The 12,749-nt window shown below is 64.7% G+C and carries 11 protein-coding genes; all 11 read left to right on the top strand.

What is annotated here, in order from left to right:
- The first annotated feature begins 1 nt into the window (after nt 1).
- The 11 genes from E8E95_RS14330 to E8E95_RS14280 all read left to right on the top strand — a co-directional run bounded on the left by E8E95_RS14330 (nt 2) and on the right by E8E95_RS14280 (nt 12,605).
- Nucleotides 2-508 carry a chemotaxis protein CheW gene (locus E8E95_RS14330; protein WP_280351161.1) on the top strand — a complete coding sequence of 169 codons (507 nt, stop codon included), beginning with the start codon at nt 2-4 and terminating at the stop codon, nt 506-508.
- A complete protein-coding gene (locus tag E8E95_RS14325; protein ID WP_280351159.1) occupies nt 505-1,755 on the top strand; it encodes a CheR family methyltransferase in 1,251 nt (416 codons plus the stop codon). Before E8E95_RS14330 ends, E8E95_RS14325 begins: the two co-directional genes overlap by 4 nt.
- The gene (locus E8E95_RS14320; RefSeq protein ID WP_280351157.1) at nt 1,745-2,431 is read left to right on the top strand and encodes a chemotaxis protein CheW; all 687 of its coding nucleotides are present in this window, start codon (nt 1,745-1,747) and stop codon (nt 2,429-2,431) included. Before E8E95_RS14325 ends, E8E95_RS14320 begins: the two co-directional genes overlap by 11 nt.
- Nucleotides 2,428-4,716 carry a hybrid sensor histidine kinase/response regulator gene (locus E8E95_RS14315; protein WP_280351156.1) on the top strand — a complete coding sequence of 763 codons (2,289 nt, stop codon included), beginning with the start codon at nt 2,428-2,430 and terminating at the stop codon, nt 4,714-4,716. The genes E8E95_RS14320 and E8E95_RS14315 overlap by 4 nt, the downstream gene beginning before the upstream one ends.
- The gene (locus E8E95_RS14310) at nt 4,713-5,717 is read left to right on the top strand and encodes a chemotaxis response regulator protein-glutamate methylesterase (RefSeq protein ID WP_280351154.1); all 1,005 of its coding nucleotides are present in this window, start codon (nt 4,713-4,715) and stop codon (nt 5,715-5,717) included. Before E8E95_RS14315 ends, E8E95_RS14310 begins: the two co-directional genes overlap by 4 nt.
- A 34-nt stretch (nt 5,718-5,751) precedes the next feature.
- Nucleotides 5,752-6,777 (top strand): diguanylate cyclase, encoded by a 1,026-nt coding sequence (locus E8E95_RS14305; RefSeq protein ID WP_280351152.1) that lies wholly within the window; start codon nt 5,752-5,754, stop codon nt 6,775-6,777.
- A 132-nt stretch (nt 6,778-6,909) separates the two neighbouring features.
- Nucleotides 6,910-8,005 (top strand): peptide chain release factor 2 gene (prfB, locus tag E8E95_RS14300; RefSeq protein WP_280351150.1). Its coding sequence is split into 2 segments (ribosomal slippage): nt 6,910-6,981 and nt 6,983-8,005, totalling 1,095 coding nucleotides; the frame shifts between segments, so codons are not numbered across the junction.
- A 130-nt stretch (nt 8,006-8,135) separates the two neighbouring features.
- On the top strand, nt 8,136-9,641 hold the full coding sequence (lysS, locus tag E8E95_RS14295) for a lysine--tRNA ligase (protein ID WP_280351148.1): 1,506 nt from the start codon (nt 8,136-8,138) through the stop codon (nt 9,639-9,641).
- A 196-nt stretch (nt 9,642-9,837) separates the two neighbouring features.
- Complete coding sequence (locus tag E8E95_RS14290) at nt 9,838-10,551, top strand: TetR family transcriptional regulator (RefSeq protein ID WP_077527628.1); 714 nt, start codon at nt 9,838-9,840, stop codon at nt 10,549-10,551.
- A gap of 202 nt (nt 10,552-10,753) precedes the next feature.
- A complete protein-coding gene (locus E8E95_RS14285; protein ID WP_077527629.1) occupies nt 10,754-11,308 on the top strand; it encodes a hypothetical protein in 555 nt (184 codons plus the stop codon).
- 7 nt (nt 11,309-11,315) lie between these two features.
- Entirely contained in the window at nt 11,316-12,605 is a 1,290-nt protein-coding gene (locus E8E95_RS14280; protein ID WP_280351144.1) for a flavohemoglobin expression-modulating QEGLA motif protein, read from the top strand.
- Nucleotides 12,606-12,749 lie beyond the last annotated feature (144 nt).

Here is a 12,749-nt window from a genome sequence, read left to right as displayed (position 1 = left end):
CATGTGCCCGAGTCGTACCCGCGCGCCGGCCCGCACCGTCAGGGGCCGGCTCTACCTGCGATTCCGCATGGGCGGCGACCGCTATGCGCTGGACGTCCATGAAGTGGTGGAAGTCCTGCCCCTGCGCCAACTGAAGCAGGTGCCCGAGACGCCGGGCTGGGTGGCCGGGGTGTTTTCCCATCGCGGCGTGCTGGTGCCCGTGCTGGACCTGGGCGTGCTCGCCTTTGGCCAATCCGCGCAGGTGCGCACCAGTACCCGGCTGGTGCTGGTGAATTACCCGCTGGAAGGGCGGACACGCTGGCTCGGGCTGATCCTCGAACAGGCTACCGACACCCTGCGCTGCAGTCCGGACGAGTTCCGCGACTACGGCCTGGAGCCGGGTGGGGCGCGTTACCTCGGGCCCGTCTACCAGGGCGCCGATGGCCTGGTGCAGCGCATCCGCGTTGCCGACCTGCTGCCGGATGAGGTGCGCGCGTTGCTGTTCCCGGCCACGGAGGGCGCGGCATGATCGAGCGCTTCGAGGCCCTGTTGAAGAGCCGCATCGGCTTGGAGGCGGAATCCGTCGGCCGGGTGGTGATCGAGCGTGCCCTGCGCCAGCGCATGAACGCCTGCGGCAGCTACGACGAAGAAGCCTATTGGGCCACCCTCAACGCTTCGCCGGCTGAACAGCAGGCGCTGGTGGAAGCGGTGGTGGTCCCCGAAACCTGGTTCTTCCGTTATCCCGAATCCTTTGCTGCCCTCGGCCGCCTGGCCTTCGAACGCCTGCCAAACCTGGTGGGTGGGCGGCCCTTGCGTATCCTCAGCCTGCCCTGTTCCACCGGGGAAGAGCCGTTTTCCATCGTCATGGCACTGCTGGATGCTGGCCTGGCGCCGGGGCTGTTCCAGGTGGATGCGGTGGATATCAGCGAACGGGTACTGGAGCGTGCGCGCCAGGGACTTTACGGACGCAACTCGTTCCGCAGCGACGACCTGGGCTTTCGCGACCGTTACTTCATTCCTTCGGGCGAAAGCCATGCGTTGGCCCAGCAGGTGGCATCCAAGGTGCGCTTCCTGCGTGGGAACCTGCTGGACCCCGGCCTGCTCGCCGGTGAGCCGCCCTACGACTTCGTCTTCTGCCGAAATCTGCTGATCTATTTCGACCGAACCACCCAGACCGCCGTGCTGGAGGTGCTCAAGCGCCACATGCAGAAGGATGGCGCCATGTTCATCGGGCCAGCCGAAGCCAGTCTGCTCAGTCAGCAGGGCATGCAGCCGCTGGGTTATCCACAGGCCTTCGTGTTTCGCAATGCGCCGCCGCAGATCGCCGCCAAACCGGCCAAGGTACGCATCCCGGCACCGGCTCCCGTCGCCGCCGCGCCAGTGCCCAGCCGAGCGCCGGCGAGGCCGCGCACGCCGCTGCCAAAGCCCGAGTTGCCCAAGGCCAAGGCCGATGGCGCGGGACCTGAAGCTGCCCTGGCGACTATCGCAAGCCTTGCCAACAGCGGCCGAACCGGAGAAGCCCGCGCCGCTTGCGAAGCCTTCCTGTCCGCCCACGGCCCGTCGGCGGATGCCTTCTACTGGCTGGGCCTGCTCAGCGATGTGGCAGGCAAGGCCGATGAAGCCCAGGACCATTACCGCAAGGCGCTCTACCTGGAACCCCAGCATCCCGAGGCATTGGCGCATCTCGCAGCGTTGCTCGCCGCCCGAGGCGACCGCGCCGGCGCAGAACGCCTGCTGCAGCGCGCCAGTCGTGGAGTGAACAGCCATGGCCGATAACCGTCTGCCCCTGATCGCCAGCGACCAGTTGCCCGCCGTGGACGACTGCTGGAATCGCATTGGCGTGCATGGCGACAAGTCCTGCGAACGCCTGCAAGCCCACGTGCACTGCCGCAACTGCGACGTGCATGCGGCCGCTGCCACCCTGCTGCTCGACCGCTACGCGCTGGTTCGCGAGGACATCGCCGCCGCGCCGGTGGAGGAGGAGGAAGATGGCCGCGAGCGTCGTTCAACCCTGGTATTCCGCCTGGGCGAGCAGTGGCTCGGCCTGGCGACACGCAGCCTGGTGGAGGTGGCTTCGATCAACCCCATCCATTCCCTGCCGCACCAGCGTTCCCTGGCCCTGCTGGGCGTGACCAACGTGCGTGGGGCACTGGTGGCCTGCCTGTCGTTGAGCGAGTTGTTGGGGCTGGAAAAAGGCGGGCAGGCGAACGGTGAGCGGCGTGTCGTGCCGCGCATGCTGATTCTCGCCAGCCAGGGTGGACCGCTGGTGGCGCCGGTGGACGAAGTAGACGGCATACATGGCATTCCCGTGGACGCGGTGATCGACCCGGGCCGTACCCCGGACCTGGCGGCCCGCCAGTTCGCTTCGGGAGTGGTGCAGTGGCGTGGACGCAGCATCACGCTGCTGGACGAAAGCCTGCTGTTGCAGGCCATGGCAAGGAGCCTGGCATGACCCCGGACCAGATGCGCGACGCATCCCTGCTGGAGCTGTTCCGCCTGGAGGCGGATGCCCAGACCCAGGTACTCAATGCCGGTTTGCTGGTGCTGGAGCGCAATCCGACCCAGGCCGACCAGCTGGAAGCCTGCATGCGTGCTGCCCACTCGCTGAAAGGGGCTGCGCGTATCGTTGGGCTGGACGCCGGGGTGCGGGTCGCCCATGTGATGGAAGACCTGCTTGAGGCCGCGCGCCAGGGGCATGTACGGCTGCAGCCGGACAATATCGATGCGTTGCTGCAGGGTTCCGATCTGCTGGTGCGCATTGGCAGCGACGCCGACTGGGCGGAGAACGCCGGTCGCGATGTCATCGCTGCGCTGGTAGCCCGCCTGCAGGGGCAGCCCGCCGAGCCTGCGCCAGCTACGGGAGGGCTTCTCGAGCCGGTCATCCCCACGCCGGTCATTTCTGCACCTGTCATTCCTGTCGCGCCGTCGCCGTTACCGTCGCCGGAGCCTGTCGAAGCCCAGGTCCCTGCGGATACCGGTGCCGAGGCCCGTGACCGGGTGCTGCGCGTCAGCGCCGAACGTCTTGATCACCTGCTGGATATCTCCAGCAAGTCGCTGGTGGAATTCCAGCGCATAAAGCCCCTGAACGATGCCCTGCACCGTCTCAAGCGCCTTCAGGCCAGCGCCAGTCGCGCCCTCGACGTGGCGCGCGAATCGGTGCTGGACGGCACCCTGGACCCGCAAGCCCAGGCGATGCTTGGCGAGGCCCGGCAACTGCTCGGCGAGTGCCAGCAGATGCTTTCCGGCTACATGGCCGATTTCGATGAATTCGGCTGGCAGGGCGGCCAGCGTGCCCAGTTGCTCTATGACGCCGCTCTTGCGTCGCGCATGCGTCCGTTCGCCGACGTGTTGGCTGGCCAGGCGCGCATGGTCCGCGACCTCGGCCGCTCGCTGGGCAAACCGGTGCGACTGGAAGTAAGCGGCGAGACCACCCAGGTCGACCGCGATGTGCTGGAGCGTCTGGAAGCGCCCCTTACTCACTTGTTGCGCAATGCCGTGGATCACGGCATCGAAAGCCCGCAGGTGCGCTTGCGCCTGGGCAAGTCGGAAGAGGGCATGATCCGTCTGCATGCTCGCCATCACGCCGGGATGCTCCTGCTGGAGCTGGCGGACGATGGCGCCGGGGTGGACCTGGAGCGCCTGCGTGACGCCGTGGTTGCACGCCAGTTCGCCAACCTTGAAACCGCCATGAGGATGACCGAGGAAGAGTTGCTGGCCTTCCTCTTCCTGCCCGGCTTCAGCATGCGCGAACAGGTCACCGAGGTGTCCGGGCGCGGTGTCGGCCTGGATGCGGTGCAACACATGGTGCGCCAGTTGCGGGGCGGCGTGCGCATGGAACAGCGCAGCGGCCAGGGGGCGACCTTCCATATCGAAGTACCCCTGACCCTGTCGGTGGTGCGCAGCCTGGTGGTGGAAGTGGGCGGCGAGGCGTACGCCTTCCCCCTGGCCCATATCGAACGCATGACCCGTTTGCAGCACGAGGACATCGTCCAGCTCGAAGGACGTCAGCACTTCTGGTACGAAGGCCGGCACGTGGGGCTGGTTTCGGCCAGCCAGATCCTTCAGTGCGCCGAGGGCAAGCGCGACGAGGCCGGCATCCCGGTGGTGCTGATCAATGAGCGCGACACTTGCTACGGCGTTGCCGTGGAGCGGTTCATCGGCGAGCGAACCCTGGTGGTGATGCCGCTGGACCCGCGCCTGGGCAAGGTCCAGGACCTGTCCGCCGGGGCATTGCTGGATGATGGCCGGCCCGTGCTGATCCTCGACGTCGAGGACCTGCTGAAGTCCGTCGGCAAATTGCTCGGCAGCGGTCGCCTGGAAAAGGTCGATCGCGGTGGCCGCCAGGGCGCCGGCGCCCAGCGCAAGCGCGTCCTGGTGGTGGACGACTCGCTCACGGTGCGAGAGCTGGAGCGCAAGCTGCTGGCCGGTCGCGGCTACGAAGTCGCGGTGGCGGTGGATGGCATGGACGGCTGGAACGCACTGCGTTCGGAGCATTTCGATCTGCTCATCACCGATATCGACATGCCGCGCATGGACGGCATCGAACTGGTCACCCTGGTGCGCCGTGACAACCGCCTGCAGTCGTTGCCGGTGATGGTGGTTTCCTACAAGGATCGTGAAGAGGATCGTCGACGCGGCCTGGATGCTGGGGCCGACTATTATCTGGCGAAGGCCAGTTTCCACGACGAAGCGTTGCTGGATGCCGTGGTCATGCTGATCGGGGAGGCCCAAGGGTGAGGATAGGGATAGTCAACGATATGCCCCTGGCGGTCGAAGCGCTGCGTCGGGCCCTTGCACTGGAGCCGGCGCACCAGATCGCCTGGATCGCCTGCAATGGCGCGGAAGCGGTGGAGTGCTGCGGTCGGGATGTGCCGGATGTGGTGCTGATGGACCTGCTGATGCCGGTGATGGACGGGGTCGAAGCGACCCGCCAGATCATGGCGCGCAGCCCCTGTGCCATCCTCATCGTGACCGTGGATATCGAACAGAACGTGCACCGGGTGTTCGAGGCGATGGGCCATGGCGCCCTGGATGCGGTGAATACCCCCGCGCTCAGTAGCGGCCAGGCGCAGGAAGCCGCGCTGCTGTTGCGCAAGATCCAGAACATCGGCTGGCTCGTGGGCCAGCGCGACAATCGCGCCCGTGGCGCAGCCGAACCGAGTGCCCAGCGCAGCGGCGGCCAGCGCCTGGTCGCCATCGGCGCCTCGGCGGGCGGTCCGGCGTCCCTGGCGCAACTGCTCAAGCAGTTGCCGGCGAACTTTTCGGCGGCCGTGGTGCTGGTCCAGCACGTGGACGAAGTCTTTGCCGCGGGCATGGCCGACTGGCTGGCCAGCGAGTCTCGCTTGCCGGTTCGACTGGCACGGGAAGGCGAGCCGCCACAGCCGGGAGCCATCCTTCTGGCCGGCACCAACAACCACCTGCGATTGCTGAAAAATGGCACGTTGGCCTATACCGCCGAGCCCACCAGCTTCGTATATCGTCCTTCCATCGATGTCTTCTTCGACAGCCTGGTGGAGCACTGGAAGGGCGAAGCCGTCGGCGTGCTGCTTACCGGCATGGGCCGGGACGGCGCCGAGGGCTTGAAGCGCATGCGCGGCCGCGGCTTCCTGACCATTGCCCAGGACCAGGCCAGCTGCGCGGTCTATGGCATGCCCAAGGCCGCCGCCGCCATTGGCGCTGCGGTGGAAATCCTCGCCCTGGAGCGCATCGCGCCCCGGCTGGCCGAGGTCTTCGGATAATTTCTACCTGAGGCCTGCGGGCCCGGAGAGCGTGATGCAATACCCCTATCGCAACCCCGTGGACATGACGCCGGTCGAGCCTTCGGCAATGGTGCTGCTGGTCGATGACCAGGCCATGGTCGGTGAAACGGTGCGTCGGGCACTGATGGCCGAACCGGGCATCGATTTCCATTTCTGCGCCGACCCGCTTCAGGCGGTCGCCGTGGCCTTGCAGATCAAACCCACGGTCATCCTTCAGGACCTTGTGATGCCCGGGGTCGATGGGCTCAGCCTGCTTGCCGAGTACCGCGCGGTGCCGGCGCTGCGCGATGTGCCGATCATCGTCCTGTCCACCAAGGAAGAACCCACGGTGAAGAGCGCCGCCTTCGCCGCCGGCGCCAACGATTACCTGGTCAAGCTGCCCGACACCATCGAGCTGGTCGCCCGCATCCGCTACCACTCGCGTTCCTTCACTGCCCTGCAACAGCGCGACGAGGCCTATCGCGCCCTGCGCGAGAGCCAGCAGCAGCTGTTGGAAGCCAACCTGGTGCTGCAGCGGCTGATGAACTCCGACGGCCTGACCGGGCTGTCCAACCGGCGACACTTCGACGAGTACCTGGACATGGAGTGGCGACGCGCGCTCCGCGAGCAGAGCGAGCTGTCGATGCTGATGATCGACGTCGACCACTTCAAAGGCTTCAACGACAACTTCGGCCACGTAGCGGGTGACGAGGCGCTGCGCCGGGTGGCGGAATCCATCCGAGCGTGCTGCAGCCGAGCCACCGACCTGGCCGCACGCTACGGCGGCGAAGAGTTCGCGATGATCCTGCCGGGCACTGCGGCTGGCGGCGCACGCCTGCTGGCGGAAAAGGTACGACGCTCGGTGGAGGCGCTGGGCATTCACCACGATCTGCCGGTGGCGGGCTCGGTGCTGAGCGTCAGCATCGGCGTCGCCACGCTCACGCCGAAGTCGGGCCAGGTTTCCCTGGTGCTGGTGGACATGGCTGACCAGGGCCTCTATCAGGCCAAGAACGATGGCCGTAACCGGGTGGCCATGGTGGCAGCCAGCCCCGCGCCCTGATCGGGACGGGGCTCCATGGCGCCCGTGCGTCGCCGGCGGGGCGCATTTCGCGGCTGGCATGCTGCCGGCATCCGGTGACTCGGGTATACTCGCCGGCTTTTCCGAAAGTTTTGCCAGCGAGAGCTTCCCGTCATGGAAATCAACCCGATCCTGAACAGCATCAAGGACCTCTCCGATCGCACCCTGTCTATTCGGGGGTATCTTTGACTACGATCAGAAGCATGATCGTCTCGTCGAAGTAAACCGCGAACTCGAAGACCCCGCCGTCTGGAACAACCCCGAATACGCCCAGAATCTCGGCCGTGAACGTGCCCAGCTGGCGCAGATCGTCGAAACCCTGGACGACCTCACCAGCGGCCTCGGCGACTCCCGCGACCTGCTGGACATGGCGGTCGAGGAGAACGACGAAGGCGCCGTCAACGACGTCTCCACCGAAGTTGAGCGCCTGCGCGAGATCCTCGAGAAGCTCGAGTTCCGTCGCATGTTCAGCGGTGAGATGGACATGAACAACGCCTACCTGGACATCCAGGCCGGCTCCGGCGGCACCGAAGCCCAGGACTGGGCCAACATGCTGCTGCGCATGTACCTGCGCTGGGCCGACAAGCGCGGCTTCGACGCCACCATCATCGAACTGTCCGCAGGCGAAGTCGCCGGTATCAAGGGTGCCACCGTGCACATCAAGGGCGAATACGCTTTTGGCTGGCTGCGTACCGAGATCGGCGTGCACCGTCTGGTGCGCAAGAGCCCGTTCGACTCCGGCAACCGTCGCCACACCTCGTTCACCGCGGTGTTCGTCTCGCCGGAAATCGATGACAACATCGAGATCGAGATCAACCCGTCCGACCTGCGCATCGACACCTACCGCTCCTCCGGCGCGGGCGGTCAGCACGTGAACACCACCGACTCCGCGGTGCGTATCACCCACGTGCCCACGAACACCGTGGTGGCGTGCCAGAACGAACGCTCCCAGCACGCCAACAAGGACACCGCCATGAAAATGCTGCGGGCCAAGTTGTACGAGCAGGAAATGCAGAAGCGCACCGCCGCGTCCCAGGCCCTGGAAGACACCAAGTCCGACATCGGCTGGGGGCACCAGATTCGCTCCTACGTACTCGACCAGTCGCGGATCAAGGACCTGCGCACCGGTGTCGAGCGCAGCGACTGCGACAAGGTGCTGGACGGCGATCTGGACGAATACCTTGAGGCCAGCCTCAAACAAGGGCTCTGACGCGGAGCCGCTTTTGTAGGAGCGAGGGGGACACTTAGTCCTTGCTCGCGAAACCGTCGAAGAGCTTCGCGAGCAAGCTCGCTCCTACAGTTACCTTCTTTTGAAATTGACGCCAGGCAGATAGACGACCATGAGCGACCAACAACTCGACCAGCACGAACTGCAACAGGAAGAAAACAAGCTGATCGCCCAGCGCAAGGAAAAGCTTGCCGCCGTGCGTGAAGCCAAGGCCATTGCGTTCCCCAATGACTTCCGCCGCGAGAACTACTTCGCGGACCTGCAGAAGCAGTACGCCGACAAGACCAAGGAAGAGCTGGAAGCAGCCGCCATCCCGGTCAAGGTCGCTGGTCGCATCATGCTCAACCGCGGTTCCTTCATCGTTCTTCAGGACTCCAGCGGCCGCCTGCAGGTCTACGTCAACCGCAAGACCCTGCCGGAAGAAACCCTGGCCGAGATCAAGACCTGGGACCTGGGCGACATCATCGGCGCCGAAGGCACCCTGGCCCGTTCCGGCAAGGGCGACCTGTACGTCGAGATGACCAGCGTGCGCCTGCTGACCAAGTCCCTGCGCCCGCTGCCGGACAAGCACCACGGCCTGACCGACACCGAGCAGCGCTATCGCCAGCGCTACGTCGACTTGATCGTCAACGAGGAAACCCGCAACACCTTCCGCGTACGTTCCCAGGTGATCGCCCACATCCGCCGCTTCCTGTCCGACCGCGGTTTCCTCGAAGTGGAAACCCCGATGCTGCAGACCATTCCTGGCGGCGCCGCGGCCAAGCCGTTCGCGACCCATCACAATGCGCTGGACATGGCCATGTTCCTGCGTATCGCGCCGGAGCTGTACCTCAAGCGCCTGGTGGTCGGTGGCTTCGAGAAGGTCTTCGAGATCAACCGCAACTTCCGTAACGAAGGCGTTTCGACCCGGCACAACCCCGAGTTCACCATGCTCGAGTTCTACCAGGCCTACGCTGACTACGAAGACAACATGGACCTGACCGAGGAACTGTTCCGCGAGCTGGCCCAGGCGGTGCTCGGCAGCACCGACGTGCCCTACGGCGACAAGGTCTTCCACTTCGGCGAGCCGTTCGCCCGCCTGTCCGTGTTCGACGCCATCCTCAAGTACAACCCGGAAATCAGCGCCGCTGACCTCAAGGATGTCGAGACCGCCCGTGCGATCGCCAAGAAGGCCGGTGCCAAGGTCCTTGGCCACGAAGGCCTGGGCAAGCTGCAGGTGATGATTTTCGAGGAGCTGGTGGAGCACAAGCTGGAGCAGCCGCACTTCATCACCCAGTACCCGTTCGAAGTCTCCCCGCTGGCCCGCCGCAACGACAACGACCCGAGCGTCACCGACCGTTTCGAGCTGTTCATCGGTGGCCGCGAGATCGCCAACGCCTACTCCGAGCTGAACGACGCCGAAGACCAGGCCGAGCGCTTCATGCTGCAGGTCAAGGAGAAGGATGCCGGTGACGACGAGGCGATGCATTACGACGCCGACTTCGTCAATGCGCTGGAATACGGCATGCCGCCCACCGCCGGCGAAGGCATCGGTATCGACCGACTTGTGATGTTGCTCACCAATTCGCCGTCTATTCGTGACGTCATCCTGTTCCCGCACATGCGGCCCCAGGCTTGATGCAGGAGTAAGAAAGAAACCGCCTTCGGGCGGTTTTTTCTTGGCCGCCGTAAGGCATGCGAACCTTTTTCCCCGGCGCCGCTCCTAAAAGGCGCTAGTCAGGGAGACAGAGCCTAAATCTCGCCAGTTCCTGCATTGATAAGCGGGATAAATGGTCAACACTTTCACCTTGAGTGAGTTCGGAGGGTTTCCTGTCTTGAGCCAGTCGTCCCGCAGTGACAGCGCCGCTCGCGTGGCCAGCGCGGTCGCCGAAAGCGTGAAATACCAGGGCCGCAAGGCCAGCCGCCAAGGTAGCGAGCAACGCCGCCAGGCGATCCTCGATGCCGCCATGCGCATCATCGTCCGCGACGGTGTACGGGCCGTGCGCCATCGGGCCGTTGCCGCGGAGGCCCAGGTGCCGCTGTCGGCCACTACCTATTACTTCAAGGACATCAACGACCTCATCACCGATACCTTTGCGCAGTTTGTGGAGCGCAGTTCGGCGGTGATGGCGGCCTTCTGGGCCAGCGTGGAGGATGACCTGCAGGCCATGGCCGGGGTGCTCAGCCGCGACGGCGATTCGCGCCGGGAAATGACCGACCAGATCGTCGAACTGGCCATCCAGTACGTGCGTAGCCAGCTCGAAGAGAACCGCGACCAGTTGCTGGCCGAACATGCCTTCCGCCAGGAAGCGCTACTGAATGCCGGTCTCCGTAATCTTGCTGACGCACATCGCAGGATACTCTCGCAGGGCGCGGAGCATTTCTTCCAGGTACTGGGCTCGGCCGAACCCACCGAAGACGCCAAGGTGTTGACGGCCGTCATTCTGCGGATGGAATATCAGGGCCTCCTCGACGGCGTGGAAAACCTCGACATCGACGAGATGCGAGCGGTCCTTAAACGCTACCTTTACCTGGTGATGGGACTCTAGGCGCATAGATCAAACCCCGCCGTGTCGGCGGCTGCGTGAACACTGCTGCACTCGGCCATGCGTCGTTGAAAGCAGGCTCAGAATGCTCATTTACTACGTGTAAACTGCGCTTCTTCGCCTGTTTCGCCCAGCCTGGCCATCGCTCGCGACGTGTTCACTTGGCCGGCGAGGCGGGGTTTTTCGTTATCACAAGGAGAGCGAGATGAAAGTCTGGCGTGCCGTGGTTGCCCTGTCCTTCCTGCTGTTGGGCGGCTGCCTGGTCACCTTCAAGGATCCGATTCCGGCCAATGAGCCGGCCCCCATCCCACTGCTCGGGGACTGGACCCGCAAGGACGAATGGGGCGAACGCGAGTATCTGGAAATCAGCCGCTCCGGCTCCAACGTGTACAAGGCACGCAGCTTCGAGGGCAGCAAGGACAACCTGGAGGGCATGGAGGAGTTCGGCTTCACCGTCGCCCATCACGGCCGCCGCTGGTACCTCTCTGCCGGGTTGCCGAAGAAAATGGGCGCGAACTTCGCCATCGCCGGTTTCGAACTGACCACGGATAACGAACTCGTGGTCTACAACCTGGATGTCGAGCGCATCGAACAGGAAATGCAGGAAGGCAAGTTCCAGGGCCAGCCCGTGGAAATGCCGGACGGCGACGGCGTGCTCATCACCACTCCGCTGGATGTCGTCTTCGGCTGGCTGGATGACCCGGCCAACTCGGATGTCTTCGTTGAAGTGGCGCGTTACCAGCGCTCGGCCGAGGAGTGAGCCCACGATGACCCGTCGCAAGCTCCCTGACGATTACCAGAAGACCATCCGCGCGCTGTCCGATCGCATCGTCCAGGCACAGACGCCAATCCGCGTGCTGGACGCCGTGAAATGGGACGACAGCGTCCGCCAGGACTTCCTCAAGCACAAGGGCAAGTCCATGCCCGCTGTGGACCGTGCTTATTACGAGAGCCGCCCGCTGGCCTTCGACTCGGTAGAGAAGAAGCTGGAATTCCAGAACATCGAGCGCGATATCACCCGTCACCTGGGCCAGTTCAACCCGGTGGGGCAGATCATGCGGCGCATGTGCAAGGAATACCGCATGGTGATCCGCATGCTGGAAGCGCGCGGCACCGCGGACTTCGGTCTGATTTCCCAGGAGCTTTACGGTGCGGCGTCCGATGCCTTCCATGCCGGTGACCCGACCTTGGCCGACCTCGGCCTGATGCTCTCGGACTACCTGAATAACATTGCCGACCGTGGCGACCTCAAGGACGATCCCAAGACCCTGAGCGCCAAGGACGCCGTCAACCTGCTGCAGAGCCGGCTGGGAGAGGTGTTCGGCGATGACACCATCCGGGTGTTCGAGTCCGACGGCATCGTCGCCGACGCGGCCGCCGGCGCCGACTACATCAAGATTCGCGCCGACGCCCTGTTCAACGAACGCGACGTGCGCGCCCTGGAAGTCCACGAGGGGCTGGTGCACGTCGGCACCACCCTGAACGGCCAGAACCAACCGATCTGCACCTTCCTCTCCAAGGGCCCGCCGTCCTCCACCGTGACCCAGGAAGGCCTGGCGATCCTGATGGAAGTGATCGCCTTCGCTTCCTACCCGAGCCGACTGCGCCGGCTGACCAACCGGACCCGTGCCATCCACATGGCGGAGGAGGGCGCTGATTTCCTCGAGGTCTACCACTTCTACCGCGAGCAGGGTTACGCCATGGAGGAGAGCTATGGCAGCGCCAGCCGCGCCTTCCGTGGTTCGGTGCCGGGTGGGCTGCCCTTCACCAAGGACCTGTCGTACCTGAAGGGTTTCATCCTGATCTACAACTACATCCAGCTCGCGGTGCGCAAAGGCAAGCTGGAGCAGATCCCGTTGCTGTTCTGCGGCAAGACCACCCTGGAGGACACCCGCACGCTGCGCCAACTGGTGGACGAAGGTCTGGTGGTGCCGCCGAAGTACCTGCCGCCGCAGTTCCGCGACCTCAACGCGCTGTCGGCCTGGATGTGCTTCTCCAACTTCCTCAACCACCTGAGCCTGGACCGCATCGAGGCGGATTACGCCAACATCCTCTGACTACCCTGGAGGGGCGAAGGCACTCGCCCCGACAAGGCACCTGTAGGGGCGAATTCGTTGGCTATGCCTGCTGCCAGAAGCAACCTTGTAGGAGCTAGCTTGCTAGCGAAAAGAGGCCATTCGCTGGCAAGCCAGCTCCTACGG

Source organism: Pseudomonas sp. BN414 (genome assembly GCF_029871275.1).
GTDB lineage: Bacteria > Pseudomonadota > Gammaproteobacteria > Pseudomonadales > Pseudomonadaceae > Metapseudomonas > Metapseudomonas resinovorans_C.
Note: the sequence above shows the minus strand (reverse complement) of the source record. Positions and strands in the feature narration are given on the sequence as shown.